The sequence below is a fragment of the Salipiger aestuarii genome (assembly GCF_003259905.1).
Lineage (GTDB): Bacteria > Pseudomonadota > Alphaproteobacteria > Rhodobacterales > Rhodobacteraceae > Salipiger > Salipiger aestuarii.
In genome coordinates this window covers 1-24,732 of record NZ_QLMG01000043.1, presented here as the reverse complement: position 1 = coordinate 24,732, position 24,732 = coordinate 1, and the positions used below count along the sequence as shown (strand labels likewise).

Annotated in this window: 20 protein-coding genes; 7 read left to right on the top strand and 13 right to left on the bottom strand. The window is 66.5% G+C overall.

All coding sequences use genetic code 11. The annotated features are described in order from the left end of the window. Nucleotides 1–17 precede the first annotated feature (17 nt). Nucleotides 18–1,799, top strand: coding sequence for an aspartate--tRNA ligase (gene aspS / locus ATI53_RS17930; RefSeq protein WP_111551024.1), 1,782 nt, complete (start codon nt 18–20; stop codon nt 1,797–1,799). 57 nt (nt 1,800–1,856) lie between these two features. Here aspS and cueR read toward each other — a convergent pair whose 3' ends face one another. The 7 genes from cueR to lysA all read right to left on the bottom strand — a co-directional run bounded on the left by cueR (nt 1,857) and on the right by lysA (nt 11,673). After that, on the bottom strand, nt 1,857–2,246 hold the full coding sequence (cueR, locus tag ATI53_RS17925; RefSeq protein WP_009503009.1) for a Cu(I)-responsive transcriptional regulator: 390 nt from the start codon (nt 2,244–2,246) through the stop codon (nt 1,857–1,859). Further along, nucleotides 2,243–4,711 (bottom strand): heavy metal translocating P-type ATPase, encoded by a 2,469-nt coding sequence (locus ATI53_RS17920; RefSeq protein ID WP_009503008.1) that lies wholly within the window; start codon nt 4,709–4,711, stop codon nt 2,243–2,245. The genes cueR and ATI53_RS17920 overlap by 4 nt, the downstream gene beginning before the upstream one ends. Before the next feature lie 43 nt (nt 4,712–4,754). Then, nucleotides 4,755–5,186 (bottom strand): hypothetical protein, encoded by a 432-nt coding sequence (locus ATI53_RS17915; RefSeq protein ID WP_009503007.1) that lies wholly within the window; start codon nt 5,184–5,186, stop codon nt 4,755–4,757. A 96-nt stretch (nt 5,187–5,282) separates the two neighbouring features. Further along, complete coding sequence (gene rlmN / locus ATI53_RS17910) at nt 5,283–6,470, bottom strand: dual-specificity RNA methyltransferase RlmN (RefSeq protein WP_009503006.1); 1,188 nt, start codon at nt 6,468–6,470, stop codon at nt 5,283–5,285. A 392-nt stretch (nt 6,471–6,862) separates the two neighbouring features. After that, nucleotides 6,863–7,747 (bottom strand): bifunctional helix-turn-helix transcriptional regulator/GNAT family N-acetyltransferase, encoded by an 885-nt coding sequence (locus tag ATI53_RS17905; RefSeq protein ID WP_111551023.1) that lies wholly within the window; start codon nt 7,745–7,747, stop codon nt 6,863–6,865. 67 nt (nt 7,748–7,814) lie between these two features. Continuing rightward, complete coding sequence (locus ATI53_RS17900; RefSeq protein ID WP_111551022.1) at nt 7,815–10,370, bottom strand: TIGR02302 family protein; 2,556 nt, start codon at nt 10,368–10,370, stop codon at nt 7,815–7,817. Between the two features lie 37 nt (nt 10,371–10,407). Beyond that, entirely contained in the window at nt 10,408–11,673 is a 1,266-nt protein-coding gene (gene lysA, locus ATI53_RS17895; protein ID WP_009503003.1) for a diaminopimelate decarboxylase, read from the bottom strand. Between the two features lie 144 nt (nt 11,674–11,817). Here lysA and gpmI point away from each other — a divergent pair, with 144 nt between their 5' ends. From gpmI to ATI53_RS17875, 4 genes are all read left to right on the top strand, one after another. Continuing rightward, a complete protein-coding gene (gpmI, locus tag ATI53_RS17890) occupies nt 11,818–13,335 on the top strand; it encodes a 2,3-bisphosphoglycerate-independent phosphoglycerate mutase (RefSeq protein WP_111551021.1) in 1,518 nt (505 codons plus the stop codon). Beyond that, nucleotides 13,332–14,453 carry a murein hydrolase activator EnvC family protein gene (locus ATI53_RS17885; protein ID WP_009503001.1) on the top strand — a complete coding sequence of 374 codons (1,122 nt, stop codon included), beginning with the start codon at nt 13,332–13,334 and terminating at the stop codon, nt 14,451–14,453. The genes gpmI and ATI53_RS17885 overlap by 4 nt, the downstream gene beginning before the upstream one ends. A 73-nt stretch (nt 14,454–14,526) precedes the next feature. Continuing rightward, complete coding sequence (locus ATI53_RS17880; RefSeq protein ID WP_111551020.1) at nt 14,527–15,870, top strand: S41 family peptidase; 1,344 nt, start codon at nt 14,527–14,529, stop codon at nt 15,868–15,870. A gap of 58 nt (nt 15,871–15,928) precedes the next feature. After that, nucleotides 15,929–16,411, top strand: a complete 483-nt coding sequence (locus tag ATI53_RS17875; RefSeq protein ID WP_009502999.1) for an RNA pyrophosphohydrolase — start codon at nt 15,929–15,931, stop codon at nt 16,409–16,411. 6 nt (nt 16,412–16,417) lie between these two features. Here ATI53_RS17875 and rnr read toward each other — a convergent pair whose 3' ends face one another. From rnr to ATI53_RS17840, 6 genes are all read right to left on the bottom strand, one after another. After that, nucleotides 16,418–18,757: a ribonuclease R gene (rnr, locus tag ATI53_RS17870; protein WP_111551019.1), complete on the bottom strand. Its 2,340-nt coding sequence runs from the start codon at nt 18,755–18,757 to the stop codon at nt 16,418–16,420. Between the two features lie 133 nt (nt 18,758–18,890). After that, nucleotides 18,891–20,288 carry a dihydrolipoyl dehydrogenase gene (locus tag ATI53_RS17865; RefSeq protein WP_111551018.1) on the bottom strand — a complete coding sequence of 466 codons (1,398 nt, stop codon included), beginning with the start codon at nt 20,286–20,288 and terminating at the stop codon, nt 18,891–18,893. An 89-nt stretch (nt 20,289–20,377) separates the two neighbouring features. Continuing rightward, nucleotides 20,378–21,523 carry a succinyl-diaminopimelate desuccinylase gene (dapE, locus tag ATI53_RS17860; RefSeq protein WP_009502996.1) on the bottom strand — a complete coding sequence of 382 codons (1,146 nt, stop codon included), beginning with the start codon at nt 21,521–21,523 and terminating at the stop codon, nt 20,378–20,380. Between the two features lie 280 nt (nt 21,524–21,803). Further along, on the bottom strand, nt 21,804–22,133 hold the full coding sequence (locus ATI53_RS17850) for a DUF8846 family protein (protein WP_111551016.1): 330 nt from the start codon (nt 22,131–22,133) through the stop codon (nt 21,804–21,806). Between the two features lie 40 nt (nt 22,134–22,173). Further along, nucleotides 22,174–23,202 carry a sodium:calcium antiporter gene (locus ATI53_RS17845; RefSeq protein ID WP_009504901.1) on the bottom strand — a complete coding sequence of 343 codons (1,029 nt, stop codon included), beginning with the start codon at nt 23,200–23,202 and terminating at the stop codon, nt 22,174–22,176. A gap of 126 nt (nt 23,203–23,328) precedes the next feature. Further along, the gene (locus tag ATI53_RS17840) at nt 23,329–23,583 is read right to left on the bottom strand and encodes a GlsB/YeaQ/YmgE family stress response membrane protein (protein ID WP_009504900.1); all 255 of its coding nucleotides are present in this window, start codon (nt 23,581–23,583) and stop codon (nt 23,329–23,331) included. Between the two features lie 191 nt (nt 23,584–23,774). Here ATI53_RS17840 and ATI53_RS17835 point away from each other — a divergent pair, with 191 nt between their 5' ends. Continuing rightward, nucleotides 23,775–24,194, top strand: coding sequence for a GFA family protein (locus tag ATI53_RS17835; protein WP_111551015.1), 420 nt, complete (start codon nt 23,775–23,777; stop codon nt 24,192–24,194). Between the two features lie 13 nt (nt 24,195–24,207). Next, nucleotides 24,208–24,732, top strand: a 525-nt coding sequence (locus ATI53_RS17830) for an IS110 family RNA-guided transposase (protein WP_111551026.1), incomplete at its 3' end; no start/stop codon positions are given.

Here is a 24,732-nt window from a genome sequence, read left to right as displayed (position 1 = left end):
TCCAAGGGGCATCCGACATGCACGCCTACCGCACGCACACCTGTGCCGCGCTCAGCAAGGACAATGTGGGCGACACCGTCCGCCTTTCGGGCTGGGTCAACCGCATCCGCGACCACGGCGGCATTCTTTTCATCGACCTGCGCGACCATTACGGCGTGACGCAGGTGCTTTGCGATCCCGACAGCGCCGCGTTCGCGGCGGTTGAAAAGGTCCGGTCTGAATGGTGCATCCGCATCGACGGCGAGGTCAAGGCCCGCGCCGCCGAGCTGGTGAACGCCAAGCTGCCCACCGGCGAGGTCGAGGTTTTCGTCCGCGACATCGAGGTGCTCGGCCAATCCGCCGAGCTGCCGCTGATGGTGTTCGGCGATCAGGAATACCCCGAGGAAACGCGCCTGCGCTATCGCTACCTTGACCTGCGCCGCGAGGCGATGCAGCGCAACATGACCCTGCGGTCCGACGTGGTGCGCTCGATCCGTCAGCGCATGTGGGACAAGGCATTTCGCGAATACCAGACGCCGATCATCACCGCATCCAGCCCCGAAGGCGCGCGCGACTTTCTGGTGCCCTCGCGCCTGCATCCGGGCAAGTTCTATGCGCTGCCGCAGGCCCCGCAGCAGTTCAAACAGCTCATCATGATGTCGGGCTACGACAAATATTTCCAGATCGCGCCCTGTTTCCGCGACGAAGATCCCCGCGCCGACCGCTCGCCCACCGATTTCTATCAGCTTGACCTGGAAATGAGCTTTGTCACCCAGCAGGACGTGTTCGACACCGTCTCGCCGGTGATCGCGGGCGTGTTCGAGGAATTCGGCGGCGGCGCAAAGGTCGACGCGCCTGAAAGCTGGCCGCAGATCCCCTACAAGGAAGCGGCGCTGAAATACGGCACCGACAAGCCCGACCTGCGCAACCCGATCGAAATGCAGGACGTGTCGGACCATTTCCGCGGCTCGGGTTTCGCGATCTTCGCCAAGCTGCTGGAACAGGACGGCACCGAGATCCGCGCCATTCCCGCCCCCACCGGCGGGTCGCGCAAGTTCTGCGACCGCATGAACGCCTTTGCCCAGAAAGAGGGTCTGCCCGGCATGGGCTATATCTTCTGGCGCGATCAGGGGCAGGGGACGGAGGCTGCCGGCCCGCTGGCGAAAAACATCGGCCCCGAGCGGACCGAGGCGATCCGCCAGCAGCTTGGCCTTGGTGTCGGTGACGCGGCGTTCTTCCTTGGCGGCAAGCCGCAGGCGTTCCAGCGCGTGGCGGGCAAGGCGCGTGATGCCATCGGCGAAGAACTGGGCCTGACCGACACCAACCGTTTCGCCTTTGCCTGGATCGTCGATTTCCCGATCTACGAAAAGGACGAGGAAAGCGGCAAGATCGACTTTGAACACAACCCGTTCTCGATGCCCCAGGGCGGGATGGAGGCGTTGAACGGCGACCCGCTCGCGGTCAAGGGGTACCAGTACGATCTGGCCTGCAATGGCTACGAACTGGTGTCCGGCGCGATCCGGAACCACAAACCCGACCTGATGCTCAAGGCGTTCGAAATCGCCGGCTATGGCGAGGACGAGGTGAAGAAGCGGTTCCAGGGGCTGTACAGCGCATTCCAGTACGGCGCTCCGCCGCACGGCGGGTGCGCCGCCGGTATCGACCGCATCGTGATGCTGCTGGCCGGCACGTCGAACATCCGCGAAGTCATCATGTTCCCGATGAATCAGCGCGCCGAAGACCTGATGATGGCGGCCCCGTCCGAGGCCTCGTCCGATCAGCTGATGGACCTGTCGCTACGGGTCATTCCGCAGGACTGACCGGGACGCGACCAACAGGACAAGGGCGCCCCACGCGGGCGCCCTTTTGCGTTTGTCTCAGCGCTCTTTGGCCAGCCCGGCAAGGATCGGGCAATCGGGGCGGTGATCGCCCTGGCAGGCATCGACCAGCTTGGCCAGGGTGCCGTGCATGTCTTGCAGCCGGGCGATCTTGTCTTCGATCTGCGCCAGATGCTGGGTGGCGAGGCGCTTGACGTCCGCGCTTTCGCGCTCTGAATCCTCGTACAGACCCAAAAGCGTGCGGCAGTCTTCGATGGTAAAGCCAAGCGCGCGGGCATGGGCCAGGAACGCCAGCTTGTGCACGTCCGTGTCGGAAAACGCCCGATAGCCGTTGTCGCCCCGTTGCGGTGTGATCAGCCCGATGTCCTCGTAGTAGCGAATGGTCTTGGCGGGCAGACCCGCGCGTTCGGATACCTGTCCGATGTTCATTGCGCGGGCTCCACGATCAGCGGGCGGGCGGGGGGCGACTTCGCGCGCGAGACGGGGGCAAGGCGGCGCAATCGCAACGCGTTGCTCAGCACGAACACCGACGACAGCGCCATCGCCCCGGCCGCCAGCATCGGCGACAGCAGGATGCCGAACGCCGGGTACAGCACTCCCGCCGCTACCGGGATCAGCGCCACGTTGTAGCCGAACGCCCAAACCAGGTTCTGCCGGATGTTGCGCAGCACCGCGGTACTGACGTTGATCGCCTCGGTCACACCGCCCGGTTCGCCCGAGATCAGCACCACGTCGGCGCTTTCGATGGCCACGTCCGTGCCGGTGCCGATGGCGATGCCAACGTCGGCTTCGGCCAGGGCCGGGGCGTCGTTGATGCCGTCGCCGACAAAGGCCACCGGACCAAAGCGCGCCCTGAGCGCCTTGACTGCGTCCAGCTTGCCCTCGGGCAGAACCTCGGCCTGCACCTCGTCGATGCCCAGTTCGGCGGCGATGGCCTCGGCGGTGGCGGCGGTGTCGCCGGTAATCATCGCGACGGTCAGTCCGCGCGCGTGCAAGGCCTGCACCGCCGCCCGTGCCCCCGGCTTGACCCTGTCCGCCACGGCAAAGACCGCGGCGATGCGCCCGTCCGCCGCCATCAGCACGGGGGTCTGCCCGGCTTGCGCCACCTCGTCATGGGCGGCTTCAAGCGGGCCAAGCGCCACGCCCTCGCGCGCCATCAGCCGGGCGTTGCCGATCAGCAGGGCGCGGCCCTCGACCGTGGCACGCAGGCCGTGACCGGCGATCGCCTCGACCTGCGAGGGCGTCACAAGATCGGTTGCGGCCTGTTCCAGCGCCCGCGCCACGGGGTGTTCCGAACCCTGTTCAGCGCTGGCCGCCAGCCGCAGCGCCTGCGCGGCGTCCATTCCGTCGGTCGCGGTGGTCAACAGCTGCGGGCGGCCTTCGGTCAGGGTGCCTGTCTTGTCAAACGCGACGAGGCGCGCGCCGTCCAGCCGTTGCAGCGCGTCGCCCTTGCGAAACAGCACCCCCAGTTCGGCGGCGCGCCCGGTGCCCACCATGATCGACGTGGGCGTGGCAAGCCCCATGGCGCAGGGGCAGGCGATAATCAGCACCGACACCCCGGCCACCATGGCCAGCGCCAGCGATGGCCCCAGGGCCAGCCAGACCGCAAAGGTCAGCGCCGCCGCGGCGATGACGGCGGGCACGAACCACACCACCACCTTGTCGGCCAGCGCCTGAATGGGCAGCCGCGCGCCTTGCGCCTGTTCGACCATGGCGATGATGCGCGCCAGCATCGTGTCCCGGCCCACTGCGGTGGCGCGCAGGCTCAGCGCGCCCTGTCCGTTCACGGTCCCGCCGACAACCGCGTCTCCGGGGGCTTTGGCGACGGGGGCGGGTTCGCCGGTGATCATGCTTTCATCGATGTAGCCGGTTCCGGTCAGCAGCGTGCCGTCCACCGCGATGCGTTCGCCGGGGCGCACATGCACGATGTCGCCAAGCGCAAGATCGTCGATGGGCACCTCTGCAATCGCGCCGTCGCGTTCCACCCGCGCGGTGGTCGGGCGCAGACCCACCAGGCGCCGGATCGCGGCGCCGGTGCGCCCCTTGGCGCGGGCCTCCAGAAACCGGCCCAGCAGGATCAGCGTCACGATGACACCCGCCGCTTCGAAATAAACGGCGCGGCTGGCGTCGGGCAGGGCATTCGGCAGCAGCAGCGCCACCATCGAATAGCCCCAAGCCGCGAGCGTACCCAGCGCGACGAGGGAATTCATGTCCGGCGCGCCCTTTGCAAGCAACGGCAGCCCGATGCGATAGAAACGCCGTCCGGGAAAGACCATCACCAGGGTGATCAGCACGAATTGCACCGCCCAGGATGTGCCTTGCCCAAGGGTTGACAGGATCAGCGCATGAAAGCCGGGGATGACATGCCCGCCCATTTCGATGACGAAGACCGGCAGGGTCAGCGCGGCGGCGACGATCAGATCGCGCCTGAGCGCGCGCTGTTCCGTGGCCTTGGCGGCGTCGCGCGCGGCGCTGTCATCGCCGGCGGGACGGGCGGTATAGCCCGCCTCGGTGACCACCAGGGCAAGGTCGGTCGGGGCCGCGCTGCCAGCCAGCAGCGTCACCTCGGCCGTGTCTGTCGCAAGGTTGACGCGGGCGTCGATCACCCCCGGAACCGCTTTCAGCGCCGCTTCCACGCGCCCGGCGCAGGACGCGCAGCTCATGCCGTCGACGGCCAGCGTCACCCGCGCGCTGCGCGCCGGATAGCCCGCCGCTTGCAGCGCCTCGCGCAGGGCGGGCACGCTGGCGGACCCATCGATTGTCGCCATCCGGTTGGCAAGGTTCACGCTTGCATCGCGCACGCCGGGGACGGCAGCCAAAGCCTTTTGGGCGCGCCCCGCGCAGCCGCCGCAGGACAGATTGGTGACTTCGAAACGAAGGTTCGTGCCGGGCATGACGGGCTCCTTGTCGCTGTTGACAAGGATATAGGGCCTCCAGTCACTGGAAGGTCAAGGGGCAGCGCGCCCTTTCCCGGCATTCCTCGCACAGCAGCGGAAGCCCCAGCCGTTCACCCGCGGCCACCAGCGGCAGAATCGCCTGCGGGGCCACCAGCATCATCGCCTCGGCCGTCGCGCTGTCGTGGTCCTGTTCGGCGCAGTGCAGCACAAAGCGGGCAAGAGCGCGCTCGTCCTCGGAAACGCTGCGCGCACCGGGGCAAAGCGTTAGCGGCGTGTGCCAGCCATAGGTCCGAAGCAGGTTCATAAATCGGGAAAACCCCGCCAGCGCCTGGTCGGCACGCGTGGGTCCGATGCGCCGCGACAGATCGTGCCACAGCGCGTCCGGGTCCTGGGCATCGCGCAACATGGTGACAATGCGCCATTCCGGCGGGCGCAGCGCCGCCCCGGTCGTGTCGAAATATTCGTGGCGCATGTCAGCCTCCGTGCCCGTTCGCGCATGAACGCCGGGCTGGCCGGGGCATTCCGGGCTGGCTGGACGGGCTTATCCTGACCTGAAAGGTCGGATAAATCAAGCGGTGCCGGTTTCCGCCGCGATCTGGGCGCGCGACTTGCGGGCGCGCTCGGTGGCTGATTTCAGCTGACCGCAGGCAGCCATGATGTCTTCGCCACGCGGGGTGCGGATCGGTGAGGCATAGCCGGCCTTGTAGACGATGTCGGCGAACTTCCTGATCCGTGCGGGGTCGGATCGCTCATAGGGCGCGCCCGGCCATTCGTTGAACGGGATCAGGTTGATCTTGGCCGGGATGCCCTTGATCAGCGTCACAAGGCGGCGCGCGTCGGCATCGGTGTCGTTCACATCCTTGAGCATCACATATTCAAACGTGATCCTCTCGGAGTTCGACAGGCGCGGATACTCGCGCAGCGCGTTCAGCAGGGTTTCGATGTTCCAGCGCTTGTTGATCGGGACCAGCTTGTCGCGGACCTCGTCAGTGGTGGCGTGAAAGCTGACCGCCATCAGACAGCCGATTTCCTCGGCGCATTTGGCGATTTCCGGCACCACTCCGCTGGTGGACAGGGTGATGCGGCGGCGGCTGAGCGCGATGCCCTCGCCGTCCATCGCGATTTTCATCGCGTCGCGCACGTTGTCGAAATTATACAGCGGCTCGCCCATGCCCATCAGCACGATATTGGACAGCAGGCGCGGCCCCGCATCGCCCGTGCCGGTGCCAACGGCGGGCCATTCATCCAGATCGTCGCGCGCCAGCATGATCTGGCCGACGATTTCCCCGGCGGTCAGGTTGCGCACCAGCTTTTGCGTGCCGGTGTGGCAGAACGAACAGGTCAGCGTGCAGCCGACCTGGCTGGAAATGCACAGGGTCCCGCGGTCGGTTTCGGGGATATAGACCACCTCGACCTCGTGGCCGCCGGCGATGCGCACCAGATATTTGCGGGTGCCGTCAGTGGACACCTGCTTGCTGACGATCTCGGGCAGGGCGATCTGGAAATGGTCGTCCAGCAGCGCGCGGTAGGGTTTCGCGAGGTTGGTCATGTCGGCGAAATCGCGCACGCCCCAGTGATAGACCCATTGCCATAGCTGGTTCACCCGCATCTTGGCCTGCTTTTCGGGCGTGCCCGCGGCTATCAGCGCCTCGCGCAGCGCGTCGCGCGTGAGTCCGACGAGGTTCACCTTGCCACCTTCGGGCAGCTTGCGGGGAATGGTCACCAGATCCTGGGTGATGGGCGCATCTGCGGCCATGGCGGCGGTCCTTTGACTGAGGAAGCCGTGCTCTTACAGGATTCGGTGCGAAAAACAAAGGGGGCTGTGGGTGGGGCGCCGGACGGCGCCGGGCGGGCCGCGTGGATCTCAAGAAAATGCACTGAAATGCACTGACAAGGGATGCGGCGATGCCAGGGAAGACGGCGGGCGGATTGCGAGGGCAGGCGCAGCCCGATGCGGGCCAAGGTCCGCGACGCGCTGATGCCTCCGGGATCTCTGGCCGGTTCCACAAGCCGCGGCACCACAAAGCGGTTCAGCCGCATCTGATGCGCCAGCGTCATCCGGGTCGAAGATCGCGTGTTGAAAACAACCTGTTCACGCGTGACCGACGGGACGCCGCGCAGGCGGCGCGGCTGGTCGAGCCGCCGGGGCTACAGCGCCTTTTCAAAGAAATGGTCCGGGTATGGATCGTCGTTGAAACGGTCGATCTCGGTCCATCCGGCCTTGCGGTACATGGCGATGGCTTCGAGCAACGCGCTGTTGCTGTCGAGCCTCAGCCGGGTAATGCCAAGGGTGCGCGCGCGGGTTTCGAGTTGATCCATCAAGCGCTTGGCAAGGCCCATGCCGCGCGCCGCCGGGGCGGTCCACAGGCGTTTGACCTCGGCATAGCCCTTGTCGGTGGCCTTGAGCCCGACACATCCGATGGGCATCCCGTCGGATAATGCCAGCAGAAAGGCCCCGCGCGGGGGCGTCATATCCTGTGTCTCGGGGTCGGCGGACAGCGATACGTCAAAGCCGGTGGCCAGCCGCTGCGCCAGTTCATCGTAATAGGCGGTCAGGCAGGCGATGGCGCGCGGATCCGTGGGCGGGGTTTCGACGATCTCGGTCCGGTCGATCCCCAGCGCGGTTGCGACGATGTCCATGGCGGCAAGCAGGGCCTCGGGGCGGGCGTGGCGGTTCAGGATGCCGCTGACCTGCGCGTCCGACAGCGACTCATAGGCGGCGAATTCGGCGGCGCCCGCGTCGGTCAGCGTGGCGAGGCGTCGACGCGCATCGTTGGGGGCGCTGTGCAGGGTGATCAGGCCCTCGTCTTCCAGCCCGCGCAGCAAGCGGCTCATCAGGCCGGAATCAAGCCGCAGGAAGGCGCGGATGTCGGCAACGTCCTGCCGCCCGTGGCCAATGGCGTTAAGAACGCGGGCCGGGCCAAGCGGGCGCCCACGGCCCAGAAAGGAGCTGTCGAGCACGCCCGATTCCGTGGTGACGGCCCGGTGAAAGCGGCGGGTGCGGGCGATTGGATCGGTGAGGCAGTCGTGCATGAAAAGCTCCGGCGGGATTTTCTCTGACTTTTGTCAGATAAAATCCCGCCGCGCAAGGTCGGGGTGGTCAGAACCGTTCCAGAAGACGTTCCAGGTAGTCCAGTTCGGCCTGCGGGCGCTCGCCCTCGCCCGAGCGGCGGCGGATCTCGTCAAGCAATTCGCGGGCGCGGCGATAGACATCCTGATCCTGAACCATGTTCTCGTCCGAACCGATGTTGCCGTTGGACCCGGCATTGCGCCCCAGTGGATCGCGCTGCTGACCGGGGTTGTCACCTTGCATCTGGCCTTGCTGTCCCCGGTTTTGCTGCTGTTGCTGGGACATCGCTTCGCCAAGATCGCGCATACCCTCGCGCAGCGCCTCCATCGCGCGGGACTGGTCGTCGATGGCCCCGGCCAGATCGTCCTGGCGCAGGGAATCTTCGGCGTTGTCCATGGCCTCTTCGGCGCGGCGCAGCGCGTCGCGGGCGCTTTCGCCGGGCTCGGTCCCTGCGCCCGGCAGGTTTTGGCTTTGGCGGTTGAGTTCACCGCGCAGATCCTCTTGCCGGTCGGCGAGCTGGTCGCGCAAAGATCCCTGACTCTGCCCCTGACCCTGGCCTTGCTGTTCGCCTTGCCCCTGACCCGGCTGCCGGTTCTGCCCTGGACGCGGGGCCTGGCCTTGCTGCCCCGGCCCCTGTTGGCCTTGCGGACCGGGGTTGAACTGGTCCTGCAACTGGCGGAACGCCTCGTCGGACAGGCCTTGCTGTTCGCGCAGCGTTTCGCCCAGTCCTTCCATGGCCTGCTCACCGGGGGATTGGCCGCCCTGACCTTGGGTGACCTGCATGTTCTCCATCATTTCCTGAAGCTGGCGCAGCGCTTCCTGTGCCTCGGCCATGCGACCTTCTTCCATCAGCTCCTGAATCCGATCCATCATGCGTTGCAGGTCGTTCTGGCTCATTTCCATGGTGCCCTGGTTCTGAGCCATCTCGGGGTTCCGATCGGCATTCTGCTGGGCCTGCCGCGACAACTGGCGCAGATAATCGTCGGTCGCCTCGCGCAGTTCCTGCATCAGACCGGCAATTTCCTGATCCGAGGCGCCGTTCTTCATCGCCTCGTTCAGCCGTTCCTGCGCGCGCTGCAACCGTTCCAGCGCCGAGGCAAGGTCGCCTTCTTCCAACAGCATCGCCAGGTCCCACATCGCAAGGGCGATGTCTGCGCGCGTCGCGTCGGGCATCCCCGGCCCGGCCTGTTCGAGATCGCCAAGGATCGCACGCATCCGCAAGAATGGGACGGCCGAGCGGAACAGGTCGTCGGGCAGGTTGGCGATGGCGCGCATCATCCGCGTGATCTCGGGAACATTGCCACGGGTCCACAGCAGCGCGCGGCGCAGTTCGACCACCGACGCGGCGACCGGATCGAAGAATCGGCGCCCCGGCAGGGTGATGATCTCGGTATCGGACCAGCCTTTCTGGCCGGCCTCGTCCTCGACCCCCAGTTCCAGCTTTACGGGCAAGTTCGCCCAAGGGTGCTGGGAAAAATTCTCGACCAGAACTTCGGTGAAATCGTCGCGCGCGCCGGCGATGGGCATGGGCAACGGCACCTCGATCGCGGGCTGCGGTTCGGGGTCGGGGGTCAGCAGGTAGCGCCGGTCGACCGCGTCCAGCGCCAGCGTCATGCGGGCGGTACCGGCGACAACGCCGTAATCGTCCGTCGCGGCAAAGGGGATCTGCGCGTCACCCTCATAGCTTGATTCGATCTCGCCCTCGGGGCGCACCGTGGGGGCGGCGTCGGGTTTCATGCTGATGTCCCATGCCCGCCCGCCGGGACCGTCGATGGCGATGCGCCCGGAACTCGCAACCTGGAAATCCTGCGCTGTCGCATCGGTGCCGTCGGGCGGCAGCGGTCGGTCCGACACGGTTTCGGCGATGTTGAGCGCGCCGACTTCGCCATACATGCGCAGGGTGATCCGCGCGCCTTCGGGCACGTCGATGCCAGCGGCGGTGATGTCATTGAGATAGACCGAAGGAAGGCGTGTGTAGCCGGGCGGTTCCATCCAGCCTTCCCACGCGGGGCCAGAGGCCAGATCGGCGCCGGTCGGCCCCATCGCGGTCACGGATGAGACGCGCAGGAACGACCCGAACACAAGCGCCGCGGCAAAGGCGAGCAGCGCGACGTAGCGCAGGGCAAAGGGGTCGGCGCGCGCGACCCGCAGGTCGGGTTCCACAGCCTTGGCCTGGGCAAGTCGGTCGCGCATCCGGCGTTGGTGCGCATCCCACACCGCCTGGGATCCGACATCGGCGGCCCCGATGGCCTGATCGTCAAGAGCGGCCTGAATCGGATTGCCATCCAGTGAGGCATCCAGCCGCGCCAGCGCCTCGGATTGGCGCGGCGCGCGGAACAGGCGCGCCCCGCGCCACGCGGCCCAACCCAGCGCCAGGGCGAATGCCGCCCCCGCAGCCCAGACCCATTCCACCGCGACCAGATCCTGAATCCCCAACATCATCAGGGCCAGCATGGCGATCGCAAGCGACCAGAGTGGCCAGAAGGCCCGGGTCAGCCTTTCGGCGGTCATTCCCCAAAGCGTCAGCCTGAGCGGCCACCTGACGGGTTTCAGGATCTCGGGCGGCGTGCTCTCGGGCGATGGCATGAACGTCTCCTTCGGTCCGGGCCGAAGGGGGAACGCCCTACAGCCACTCGGGCAGGCTATCGCGGTTTATCATTTCCTCAAAGGAGGGGCGGCGCCGTATGACAGCGAATTGATCATTTTTCACCAGCACTTCGGGAACAAGTGCCCGCGTATTGTACTCGGAAGCCATTACCGAACCGTAAGCGCCCGCCGAGCGGAACGCGACAAGATCGCCCGCCCGGAGCGATGGCATCATCCGGCCTCTGGCAAAGGTATCGCCGGATTCGCAGACTGGCCCGACCACGTCAAACGGCGACTGTTCGGCGCCCGCAGCAGGTTCGATGACCGGCACGATGTCGTGGTAGGCTTCGTACATGGCGGGCCGGATCAGGTCGTTCATCGCCGCGTCAAGGATCAGGAAATTGCGCCCTTCGCCTTCTTTCAGGTAGATCACCCGCGACAGCAGGATGCCCGCGTTGCCGGCGATCAGGCGGCCGGGCTCGATCTCGATCTCACAGCCCAGGTGACCCAGTTCGCGCTGCACGACAGCGCCGTATTCGACCGGCAGGGGCGGCGCGTCATTGGCGCGGGTGTAGGGGATGCCAAGGCCGCCCCCAAGGTCCAGCCGGCCGATGTCATGCCCGTCGGCGCGCAGCGTTTCGGTCAGCGCGGCGACCTTGCGATAGGCCAGCGCGAACGGGTCCAGATCGGTCAGCTGAGATCCGATGTGCACATCAATCCCCACCGCCTTCAGTCCCGGAAGCCGGGCGATTTCGGCGTAGATCCCCCGCGCGCGGGCAATCGGGATGCCGAACTTGTTCTCGGATTTTCCGGTGGCGATCTTGGCGTGGGTTTTCGCGTCGACATCCGGGTTCACCCGCACGGTTACCGGCGCGACAACGCCCATGGCGGCGGCGATTTCCGAAATGACCTGCATCTCGGGTTCGCTTTCGATGTTGAACTGACGCACTCCGCCTTCCAGCGCGGTGCGGATTTCATCGCGGGTCTTGCCGATGCCGGAAAACACGATGCGATCGCCCGGCACGCCGGCGGCCTTGGCGCGGGCGTATTCGCCGCCAGATACCACGTCCATGCCGGCACCCGCGTCGGCGAGGGTTTTCAGGATCGCCTGATTGGACGCCGCCTTCATCGCGTAGCAGATCAGATGCGGGCCCCAGGACAGCGCCTCGTCGAACAACCTGTAGTGGCGCAGCAGGGTCGCGGTGGAATAGATATAGGCCGGTGTACCGACAGCGGCGGCGATTTCGGGCACCGGCACGTCTTCGGCGTAAAGCTGCCCGTCGCGATAGAGAAAATGGTCCATTCCGGTCTCCGCACTGCTGACGCGCCGGACGTAGCGCAACGGGGGCGGTCGCACCAGCCCCTCGGGGGATTCGATGCCGCATCCTCTCCACATCCCGGCGCGGGCCTGCTATGCCTGCGTGCGACGCAGCAGGAGGGCCTTGCCATGACCACGCCGAAACCCGTTGTCCTGACCATTCTTGACGGATGGGGCCTGCGCGATGCGGCCGCATACAACGCGCCAAAGCTGGCGCGCACCCCGAACATGGACAAGCTTTTCGCCACCTGCCCCAATGCCACGCTGGTGACCTTTGGCCCCGAGGTGGGGCTGCCGTCGGGCCAGATGGGCAATTCCGAAGTCGGGCACACCAACATCGGCGCGGGGCGCGTGGTGGCGATGGATCTGGGGCAGATCGACCTTGCCATCGAAGACGGCAGTTTCTTCGACAATGCCGCGATCAAGGATTTCGCCGCGCGGGTCAATCGGGCGGGCGGGCGCGCGCATCTGATGGGCGTCGCCTCTGACGGGGGCGTCCACGGGCACATCGCCCACATCAAGGCGACTGTGAAGATGCTGGTCGATCTGGGGTGCGAGGTTGTCATTCACGCCATCACCGACGGGCGCGACGTGGCGCCGAAATCCGGCGAGGACTTCATCCGCGACCTGGTCGACAGCCTGCCCGACGGCGCGTCCATCGGCACCGTCACCGGGCGCTATTATGCCATGGACCGGGACAACCGCTGGGAACGGGTGCAGCAGGCGTACGGTGCGATGATCCTGGGCAAGGGCGACACCGCGCCCGATGCGGTCAGCGCGGTACGTCAAAGCTATGCCAAGGACAAGACAGACGAATTCATCCCCGCCACGGTGATCGACGGCTACACCGGCCTGCGGGCGAACGACGGGATGTTTTGCATGAATTTCCGCGCCGACCGCGCGCGTGAGATCCTGAGCGCGATCGGCGATCCGGCGTTCGACGCCTTCGCGCGCGATCTGCCGAAACTCAGCGCGCTGCTGGGGATGGTTGATTATTCCGAGGCACATAACGCCTTCATGACCACTGCCTATCCCAAGCAGAAAATCGTCAATACGCTGGGGTCCTGGGTCGCACAGCACGGCTTGCGCCAGTTCCGTCTGGCCGAGACCGAGAAATATCCGCACGTCACTTTCTTTCTGAACGGCGGCAAGGAAGAACCCGAAGTGGGCGAAGACCGTTTCATGCCCTTGTCCCCCAAGGTCGCCACCTACGATCTGCAACCGGAAATGTCCGAACCCGAGGTCGCCGACCGCTTTGTCGCGGCCATCGAAAGCGGCACCTACGATCTGATCGTCACCAATTTCGCCAACCCCGACATGGTGGGTCATACCGGCGTTCTGGAAGCCGCCGTCGCAGCCTGCGAGGCGGTGGATGACGGTCTGGGCCGGGTGCTGGCCGCGCTGGAAAAGGCCGGGGGCGCGATGATCGTCATCGCCGATCACGGCAATTGCGAAACCATGTGGGACGAGGCCACCAACGGGCCGCACACCGCGCACACCACCAACCTTGTGCCGGTTATCATGTGGGGCGGACCCGACGGCGCAACCCTGCGCGATGGCAAGCTCGGGGATGTGGCGCCGACCTTGTTGCAGATCATGGGGCTGGAAAAACCCGCCGAGATGACCGGAAAGAGCCTGATCGCGTGAAACGGCGGACGCGCTATGCCGGGCTGGCGTTCGCGCTGTGGGCCGGCGCGGCCTCGGCGCAGGATCAGGCCGACGCCGCCCGCCAGGCGGCCCGCGCGCTTGAGGACGCGTCGGTCCAGCTTGACCGCGCCGACAGCTCGCGCGACCGGGTGCGCGCCCTGACCCGGACCGTGCAGGCCTATGAGGCCGGGCTTGCCGCCATGCGCGACGGCCTGCGCGAGGCGGCGATCCGCGAGACCGAACTCAGCCGCAAGCTGCAAAGCCAGGAAGCCGAAATCGCCCGGTTGCTGGGCGTTCTGTCCAGCATGGGCGGCAAGGCGGCGCCCTCGGCGATGTTGCACCCGCAAGGGCCGGTGGGGGCCGCGCGGGCGGGGATGATGCTTGCGTCGGTGACCCCCGGTCTGGCGGCCGAGGCGCGGCGCTTGCAGGGGGACCTGACCGAGGTCACCAACCTGCGCACCCTTCAGCAAAGCGCCGCCGAAACCCTGCGCGAGGGGTTGTCGGGCGTACAGCGCGCGCGCACCGAACTGTCGCAGGCCATTGCCGACCGCACGGACCTGCCGATGCGCTTTACCGAAGATCCGGTGCGCGCGGCCATCCTGATTTCCTCGACCGAAACGCTCGAAGGCTTTGCCAGCGGGCTGTCGGAAATCGCCGGCGATGAAAAGCTGAACAACCTGCCGCCCATCGACGACCGCAAGGGCGCGCTGGAACTGCCCGTGCAGGGCCAGATCCTGCGCCGCGCGGGCGAAGCGGACGCCGCCGGTGTCGCCCGCCCCGGCATCGTCATCGCGGCCCAGCCCGAGGCGCTGGTCACCACGCCCACCGCCGCCACCGTGCGCTATGCCGGGCCGCTGCTGGATTACGGGCTGGTCACAATCCTTGAACCGCAGCCCGATCTGTTGTTCGTTCTGGCCGGGTTGCAGGTGATTTACGGCGAGGCCGGGCAGGTTTTGCCCGAAGGCAGCCCCGTCGGCCTGATGGGGGGCGGTTATGACGGCGACAACCCGTCACCATCTGTTGAAGGGGCTGGCGCTGGACGCACGGAAACGCTCTATATAGAGGTGAGGCAAGGCGACGGTCCGGTCGATCCGCTGACCTGGTTCGCGGGCCGGTAACTTCGCGGGCCGCAAAAGGTCGCAGGCCGGCGGGTTCGCTGGCGGTCAAGGGATGACGTAAGATAGGATGCGCATGAACAAATTCGTGATGGCCGCGCTTGGCGGAACGGTCGCAGGCGTCGTGGCCACGACGCAATTCGTCGGACCGCTGGTGGCGCAGGAACAGGCCACCAAGGCCAGTGTCTACGAACAGCTCGACCTTTTTGGCGATCTTTTCGAACGCATTCGCGCGCAATATGTCGAAGACGTCGAACCCTCTGAACTGATCGAGGCGGCGATCAACGGCATGCTGACCTCGCTCGATCCGCATTCCAGCTACCTTCCCCCCGACGATGCCGAAGACATGCGCGTGCAGACGCGCGGCGAATTCGGCGGTCTGGGCATCGAGGTCACGCAGGAAGACGGCTTTATCAAGGTCGTGTCGCCGATCGACGACACGCCTGCCGCCGAAGCCGGGATCATGGCGGGCGATTTCATCACCCATGTGGATGGCGAATCGGTGCTCGGGCTGACGCTCGACGAGGCAGTCGACATGATGCGCGGCCCGGTCGGGTCCGAGATCGTGATCACCGTGGCGCGCGAAGGCACGGACGAACCCTTTGATGTGACCATTACCCGCGACACCATCACCCTGACCGCCGTGCGCACCCGGCTTGAAGGCAACACGGTGGTTCTGCGTGTGACCACGTTCAACGACCAGACCTATCCCAACCTCGCCGAGGGGCTTCAGGAACGCATTGACGAAGCGGGCGGCATGGATGCCGTGAACGGTATCGTGCTTGACCTGCGCAACAACCCCGGCGGCCTGCTGACCCAGGCGATCAAGGTCTCGGATGCGTTCCTCGACAAGGGGGAAATCGTGTCCACCCGTGGCCGCGACCCGCAGGACGGCGAACGCTACAACGCGACCGAGGGCGACCTGACCAGCGGCAAGCCGATGGTGGTGCTGGTGAATGGCGGGTCTGCCTCGGCCTCGGAAATCGTCGCCGGTGCGCTCAAGGATCATCACCGCGCGGTGGTGGTGGGCACCAAGACATTTGGCAAGGGATCCGTGCAGACGGTCATGCCGGTGCGGGGCGATGGGGCGATGCGCCTGACCACGGCGCGGTATTACACACCCTCGGGCCGGTCGATCCAGGCGTTGGGCGTGTCGCCCGACATCGTCGTCGAACAACCCCGCCGCGCCGAAAACCCGACCGAGGAAGAGGACGCCAACAACCCCTTCCGCCGCTCCGAGGCGGATCTGCGCGGGCGTCTGGACAACGACAGCCTGACCGAAGACGAAATCCGCCAGATCGAAGAAGACCGCACCCGCGCCGAAGAAGCCGCCGCCCTGCGGATCGAGGATTACCAGCTGGCCTATGCCATCGACATCCTCAAGGGGCTGAACGTGCTTGAAACGGGCAGCGCAGACTGATCAGAAGGGGGCGGAAAGATCTTTCCTCCCCCTTTTCGTTACTCTCCCGAGGCCCCGCATGACCCCCGAACAGATCGCCAAACTGCCCTATCGCCCCTGCGTCGGCGTGATGCTGGCCAATGCCGCGAACGAGGTGTTTGTCGGCCAGCGCATCGACAGCGAACTGCCCGCCTGGCAGATGCCCCAGGGCGGCATCGACAAGGGCGAGGCGCCGCGCGACGCCGCCCTGCGCGAGCTGTGGGAAGAAACTGGCGTCACCGCCGATCTTGTCACGGTCGAGGCGGAAACCGACGATTGGGTCACATACGATCTGCCCCACGACATCGTGCCCCGCATCTGGAAGGGCCGCTATCGCGGGCAGGAACAGAAATGGTTCCTGATGCGGTTTCATGGCAGCGACGATCAGGTCGACATCGCCACGGACCATCCCGAATTTTCGGTCTGGCGCTGGCTGCCCGCGTCCGAGGTGGTCGGGCAGATCGTCCCCTTCAAGCGTGAGGTGTATCAGACGGTGCTGAACGCGTTCGGAGACCGTCTGTAACCGCGCTCACTGCGTTCGGCGCTTGCGGGTGACCTTGCGGGCGGTCTTGGCATCCTTGCGCTTGGCGGTGGTTTCCTTGCGCCTTTCGGGTGTCGACGGCCCACCCGAAGGCTTGCCCGGCCCGCGCCGGGGCGCCTTGCCCCAGTTGCGCTTGCCCTTGAAGCCGCCGCGCGACGGACGCCCGCGGCTTTGGGGCATTTCTGCCCCGTCGATTTCCAGAAGGTCCAGCCCGATGCCGCCGGTGATCGGGGCAGCATCGACCAAGCGCACCTTGACCCGTTGTCCCAGCGCAATGACGATGCCGGATTCCGACCCCATCAGCGTGCCCGCATCCCGGTCGAAATGAAAATATTCGTTGCCAAGGTTGCGCATCGGCACCAGCCCGTCAGCGCCGGTACCGTCGAGTTTCACAAACACGCCGAACTTTGCTATGCCGCTGATGCGCCCGCCAAATTCCGCGCCGATGCGGTCTGACAGATAGGCGGCAAGGTAGCGGTCGTTGGTGTCACGCTCGGCGATCATGCTGCGCCGTTCGGTGTCGCTGATGTGCTGGCCGGTGGGTTCGAGATGCTCGATTTCGTCATCAGTCAGTCCGTCGTCGCCCCAACCATGGGCGCGGATCAGCCCGCGATGCACGACAAGGTCGGCATAGCGTCGGATGGGCGAGGTGAAATGCCCGTAGTTGCGCAGTGCCAGACCGAAATGGCCAAAATTGGTGGGCGAATAATACGCCTGCGTCATGCTGCGCAGGGTGGCCAGGTTGATCAGTTCGGCATCTTCGCGCCCTGCCGCATCGTGCAACAGCTTGTTGAGGTGGGCGGTTTTCAGCACCTGCCCCTTGGCCAGCGTCAGGCCAGCGGACTCGGCGGTTTCGCGCAGGCTGTCCAGCTTGTCCTTGGGCGGTTCCTCGTGGACGCGGAACAGCAGGGGCGTGCGTCTGGCGATCAGCGTCTCGGCGGCGGCAACATTGGCGAGGATCATGAATTCCTCGATCAGCCTGTGCGCATCCAGCCGGTCGACGAAATTGACCGATGTGACCTTGCCCTCATCCGACAGCACGACGCGGCGTTCGGGCAGGTCAAGATCCAGCGGCTGGCGCCGGGCGCGCGCATCGCGCAGCGCGGCATAGGCGGCGTACAGGGGCGCGATCACCGGCTCCATCAGGGGGCCGCATGTGTCGTTGGGGGCGCCGTCCTGCGCCGCCTGCACCTCTTGATAGGTCAGCGACGCGGGCGAGCGCATCAGCCCGCGCAGGAATTTCTGCGACAGCTTCTCGCCCTGGGCATTGATCACCATGCGCACCGCGATGCAGGCGCGCGGCACGCCTTCGTGCAGCGAACACAGATCGCCCGACAGCCGGTCGGGCAACATTGGCACGACCCGGTCGGGGAAATAGCTGGAATTGCCGCGCAGCTTGGCCTCGCGGTCCAGTTTGCTGCCCGGCCGCACATAATGCGCCACATCGGCGATGGCGACCCAGATGATATGCCCGCCGGGATTGCCGGCCGAATCATCGGGTTCGGCAAACACCGCATCGTCGTGGTCGCGCGCATCGGAAGGGTCGATGGTAATCAGCGGCAGGTCGCGCAGATCGGTGCGCCCCGAAAGCCCCGCGGGCGTCATTGCGTCGGCCTCGTTCAGCACGTCCTGCGGGAAATCGTCGGGAATGCCGTGCTGGTGGATCGCGATCAGCGACACGGCGCGCGGGGCGGTCGGATCGCCCAACCGGGTCACGATACGGGCGCGGGGCAGGCCCATTCGGGTGGTCTTGGGCCCGGCCTGTTCCGCCTCGACCAGTTCGCCGTCCTGCGCGCCATGGGTGGCATCGGGGGCGACGGTCCATTCCTTGTCGGACCCTTTTTCGATGGGTTGAATACGCCCGCCCTCGGCGGATTTGCGAAAGATGCCGACGACCTTGGACGGGCTTGCGCCGATGCGGCGCACCAGCCGGGCCTCGTAATTGTGGTCGCCTTCGTGGACCACCTGAACGCGGGCGAGGATGCGGTCGCCTTGCCCAAGCGCGGGATCGGTGGCGCGCGGCATATACAGCACGATGGGCTCGACACCTTCGCCGTGCCATTCCAGCGGTTGGGCAAACTGGTCGCCGTCGGCGTCGGGCGCTTTCATCTGAAGCACGGTGACGGGCGGCAGCCGATCCGGATCGCGATAGGTTTTCTTGCGCTTTTCAAGATGGCCTTCGGCCTCAAGCTCCTTGAGGATACGCTTGAGGTCGATCCGCGCAGCCCCCTTGATCGCAAAGGCCTTGGCGATGTCACGTTTCGCGGTGAGGGTCGGGTTCGCGGCGATCCAGTCGAGGATGTCCGCCTTTGTCGGCAGCTTGCTCATGGTCTTTCGCTAACACGGGGCGCGGGGCGCGTCATCGGCAATCTTTCACAGGTCGACGTCGGGCGGGGGCGCCGCCTTTTCAGCGGGCCGGGGGCTGGGGGCTGGGGTGCCGGAGGCCGGCAGCACAGACAGGTCAGGCGCCCGGCGGTGTGCGGGTGTCGCGGTCGGCGGGGATCTTCAGCGGCACCGCCTTGCAGATGTCGCGCAGCGCGGGTTTCAGCCCTTCTTCCAGCGTCGGATGATAGATCGGCAGCGCCAGCAGGTCTGTCGCGCTCAGCCCCCGACCGATGGCAAGCGCCAGCAGGTGCCCCATGTGGTCGGCGCCGGGGCAGAACAGATCCGCTCCGGTCAGCCGCCCGCCGGGGGCCGCGGCATAAATGCGCGCAAGGCCGACGTTGCGGTTTTCCACCCGTGCACGGCCCTGATTGGTGTAGTCGGCGCGGCCGATTGCGTCGCTGCGCGTGGGCGCCGCGCCCACGGTGACAAGCGGCGGGTCGGTAAAGGTGATGGCCAGCGGCACCTCACGGTCCGGGCGGGACACGGCGGGATAGGAAACAGCGTTGCGTCCGGCGGTGGCCCCTTCGTCCGAAGCCTCGTGCAGCAGCGGGCGCACGGCGTTGGCGTCTCCGGCGACAAAGATCGCCGCATCGCCGCATTGCAGGCTTTCGGGGTCGATGTCGGGCATGCCCCTGTCGTTCAGCGCAAGGCCGGTAGCGGCAAGGTTCAGCCCGGCGATGTCGGGGGGACGACCCGTGGCGACCAGCACCTTGTCAAAGGTCTCTGCCCCCGTGCCCCAGTCGATCCGCAGCGTGCCATCTTGCACCGAGGGCGCCGGGTCGGACCCCAGATGCAGATCCATGTCGCGGGCAAGCGTCCGTTTCAGGGCGTCGTGGACATCGTCGCAGCGCACGCCGCCAAGCCGGTCGGAATGATCGAACAGCGCCACGCGCACGCCGAGGCGCGCCATGGCCTGCGCCAGTTCCAGACCGATCGGGCCGGCCCCGACGACGGCAAGGCTTTTTGGCAGATCCCGAAGCTCAAAGATCGTTTCATTGGTCAGCAGGTGGTGCGGCAGATCCCGGTAGGGTGGCGGGATCATCGGCGACGACCCCGTGGCGATGACGATCGCCCCGGCTCTGATGCTGCGCCCGTCGCCAAGCGCGAGCCTGTCGGGGCCGGTAAAATGCGCGCGCCCCGTGATGCGGACGCCGTCGGGCAGCCTGTCGATACCGGCGCGCGTCGCGCTGACGAAATCGTCGCGCAGGGCGCGCAGGCGCCGCATCACGGCGGGGCCGTCGATGTCCACCTGCGTGCGGATGCCAAGGGCGCCCGCGTTGCGTGCCTCATGCGCCGTTCGGGCGGCGGCGATCAGCAGTTTGGACGGCATGCAGCCCACCGTGGCGCAGGTGGTGCCGTTGAATGCGGGATCAATGAGCAGCGTGGTCGCGCCGGCCTTGCGCGCGCTGCGCTCGGCGGCGAGCCCGGCGGTTCCGGCGCCGATCACCGCCACGTCGCAGGTAAGATCCGTCATGTGCTGTCCCCTCGCATTGCTGATGGCCAACGGCGCAGCGGCCGGAAGGGTTCCGGCAGTGCAGCGGATTGCCGCAGAACGGTGACGCGTCAGGCCGCGAAATACTCTGCCAGAATGCGCGTGTAGATCGCCTTGAGCTGGTCGATCTGCGCCGTGGGCACGCATTCGTCCACCTGGTGCATGGTCTTGCCCACAAGGCCGAATTCCACCACCGGGCAGTGCGATCTGACAAAGCGCGCATCCGACGTGCCCCCCGTCGTCGACAGTTCGGGGGTGATGCCGGTTTCGGCACGCACGGCGGCGCTGACCAGCCCCGACAGCGCCCCCGGGGGGGTCAGAAAGCTTTCGCCCGAGATGCGGATTCGGGTTTCGGTGGTGGTGCCGAAGGTGGCGTCGATCCGCGCCGCCTCGGTTTGCAGCCACTCCGAAAGCGACGCCCCGCTGTGCGTGTCGTTGAAGCGAATGTTGACGGTGGCGCGGGCCTGCGCCGGGATCACGTTGGTGGCCGGGTTGCCGGTATCGACGGTGACCACAGCCAGTGTCGAGGGGTCGAAATGGGCGGTGCCGCTGTCCAGTTCGTGGCTTGCCAGTCGGTCCATCAGCCGCACCAGAGCGGGCAGCGGGTTGAGCGCGCGGTGCGGATAGGCGGAATGGCCCTGCCGCCCGGTGACGGTGAACCACGCGTTCATGGATCCGCGGCGGCCGATCTTTATCATCTCGCCCATCCTGTCGGGGCAGGTGGGTTCGCCCACGAGGCACACGGTCATGGTCTCGCCCTCGGCCTCCATCCAGTCGAGCAGCGCGATGGTGCCGTCGGTGGCGTCGCCTTCTTCGTCGCCGGTGATGGCCAGCACGATGGCGCCCTCCGGGGGCGTTCGGGCGACGAAATCCACGGCGGCGGCGGCAAAGGCCGCGACGCCGGATTTCATGTCCGTCGCGCCGCGCCCGTACAGCACGCCGTCGCGGATTTCGGCGCCGAAGGGGTCGGCTGTCCATGCGTCGCGGTCGCCCACCGGCACCACATCGGTATGGCCGTTGAACCCGAAGCTGCGAGCGTGGCCCTTGTCTCCCCATCGGGCGAACAGGTTCGGCGTCTCGCCCCGGTCGACCCGCGTACAGACAAAGCCCGCCGCTTCAAGCAGGTCCTGAAGCAGCACCAGCGCGCCGCCCTCGGCGGGGGTGACGGTGGGACAGCGGATAAGGTCGGCGGTCAGACGGACGGGATCGGTGGTCATGGGGCGGCTCCGGGATGTTTTGTTGCCCAACGGCTACAGCCCCGCGGGACAAAGGGCAAATGGCGCGCAGAGGGCGCGCCTGTGCTGCCTTGGCACTGCCTGCCGCGGCGCCGGCGCGCGCGCCATCCGGGGCAGGACAGGCGCCCAAAGCGGCCGGAAACGGCCAACGACCGCCACGCGGGGGCCGACCCGCTGCGGACCCGGCGCGGGCGGCCTTGGCGCGCTCTTCGCCGGGGGCGATCGGCCGGGCGACCGCGTGCGCCGCGCCTAGACCGGCGCGTCAGCCTTCGTTGAAAAACGGCGTCACCTGCGCCACGATCACCGAATTTTCCAGCAGGGCGCGGGTCATCAGCGCGCGTTCGTCGTCGTCGATCTCGTGCCCCTGTTCGATGCGCTCGTCCAGCGTGCCATAGCCGGTGACATCCAGCGGCGACATATCCGCCTGCTTGAGGATGGCGACGGTCTCGCGCACGGCCTCGGCCTCATCGACGCCAGAGGCGTAGCACATCAGTCCCGCGCCGGTGCTGTCATCGGGCAGCCCGTCGCCGGCCTTGCGACCGACCTCGACCACGAGGGTAAAAACTTGCTGTTTCGACGGTTTCCTTGTCATCCGCGCGCTGTTGCCCGACGCCCGCGCGCCTGTCAAGCGGTCAGGCGAGCAACGCGACCGCCACCGCGCAGGCGTAGACGGCGATCAGCAGCACGCTTTCTATGCCGATGCTGGCCGGGCCTTCGCGCTGGCGCAGGATCAGCCCGCCCAGCAGGATCGCGGTCATCAGCATGCCGGTGGCCAGCCAGTACAGATCGGCGTCGCTCGCCGCCTGAAAGATCGACCCGTCGCGATAGGCCACATCGGAAAACACCAGGAACAGCGTGTCGAACGTATTGCCGCCGATGATGCCCCCGACCGCCAGTTGCAGCGCCCCCAGGCGCACCGCGACAAGCGTGGTGACAAGCTCTGGCAACGATGTGATGACGGCGGTCATCAGCGCGCCCACCAGGCTGGACGACAGATCGAACCGGGTGATGAATTCGCCCGCCACCTGGCTGATGACCCAGCCCGACAGCCCCATGACCGCCACCAGCGCGGCAAAGATCAGCGCGGGCCTGGTGACCGGCGCGCCGGGGTTGCTGTCGGCGTCGGGTTCGTCGACACGCGTATCACGGGTTTCGACCGGGCGCCACATCGGGGCGTCGCTGACCGTGGACGACAGCTTGACGCCCCAGAGGTAGCCGAGGAACATCACCACCGACACCGGCGAGACGCCGAAATAGGCGATGTCCGGCCCCGCCATGGCCGCGATGGGCATGCTGAGCAGGATCAGCAACATCACCGCCTGGAACAGGTTCGCAGGCTCGGCGGCGGCGTGTTCCAGGTTGACACGCCGGTGCAGCAGATCCGCCACCGCCAGAAAAAGGGTCTGCGCGGCGATGCCGCCCACCGCGTTGGACATGGCGAAACTGGCGTCTCCGCCGGCGGCGGCGCTGACCGAGACGACCACCCCCGACAGCGACGTGGCGCCGCCCAGCAACACCCCGCCCGCCATCGCTTCGCCCAGCCGGGTGCGGTCGGCAATGATATCGGCCAGCGCCGTGGCGCGCACCGAAGCGGCAACCACGGCAGACCCCGCCAGCGCGAACAAGCCCAGCAGATAGGCAAGAGAAAGATCGGAAATCATGGGGCCCCGGATGGCATGGGAGGTGGCATGGAAATGGCTGATATCAAGGGGGCGGCACGGCAATGGCCGCGCGTCGGTCAGGACGCGCGGCCAGAAATGTCGCGTGAGTGGTACAAGGACCGCCGGTCAGGTCGAGCGGCGGAAGGCCCGTGCGATGGCGATGAGGATGCAGGCGCCGATGAAGCCGATGATAAGCTGGCCGATCCAGCCACCCAGGGTGCTGCCAACGATGAACATCAGGATCGCGTTGAGAACGACCGCGCCGACGATGCCGAGAATGATGTTCATAAGGATGCCCATGTTGGATTTCATGAACTGTTCCGCCAGCCAGCCGGCGATACCGCCGACGATGATGGCTGCAAGCCAACCGAGTCCGGTCATTATATAACCCCTTGTCAAATTTTTTGCCGGGCGTTGCCCCGGCGTCTGACTGGGTAACGGCGCGGGGCGGCAATTGGTTCCCGCCCCGATGGACCAAGGGGATCTTTTTGCGCGCTGGCGGGGGTGCCTTGCGCGTCGCCCCGCCCCCGGGCTGCGCGCCGGGTGGAGCGATGTAGCGAAAGGACGAGACCATGGCCGGACTCACGGGACGCTGCCTTTGCGAAGCTGTCGCCTACGGATTGACGGGAAAACCCGCCCGGACGACGATCTGCTGTTGCAGGTTCTGCCAGCGCGCCACGGGCGGTGCGCAGCTGATCCTGCCGGTCGCGCCGATGTCGGACTTCCACCTGACCAGGGGCGGTGCGGCCAGCTATACGCATGTGCCCGAAGGCAGCGGCAAGGCCGTTCACCTGCATTTCTGCCGCGACTGCGGCACCAGGCTGTACATGACCTACGCCAGATGGCCCGACATGGTCGGACTTTTTGGCGGCACGCTGGACAACCCGACCGTGGTCAGGTTCGATCCGACGACGACAAAGCAGATGGGGTGGATGGCTCCCGCTCCCGGCGTCGCGATGCGCCATACTGCAGGTGTCAGAATCTGCAATTGAGAGGAGCCACCCCATGCAAGTTACCACTGTCGGCCTCGACCTGGCCAAAAACATCTTCCATGTCCACGGAGTTACCGAGACCGGAGAAGTTGCCTTCAATCGGCCTTTGCGCCGGGCGCAGGTGCTGGCCTTCTTCGAGCGACTGTCGCCCTGCCTCATTGGCATCGAGGCCTGCGCATCGAGCCACCACTGGGGCCGCGAGCTTACGAAGCTCGGTCATACTGTTCGGCTGATGCCGCCGATGTACGTCAAACCCTACGTGAAACGGGGCAAGTCCGATGCTGTCGATGCAGAGGCCATTTGCGAAGCCGTGACGCGACCGACGATGCGCTTTGTCGAGATCAAGTCCGAGGACCAGCAGGCTCTTCTCTCCCTGCATCGCGCACGGGATTTCGTGGTTCGGCAGCGCACCCAGCTGATCAACATGCTCCGGAGCCTGGCCGCGGAGTTCGGGATTGCCATTGCTCGGGGCGTCGCGCGGGCCATCGATTTCGCGAAAGGGATCATCGAGGGCAAGCAGTCCGGGTTCCCCGACCTT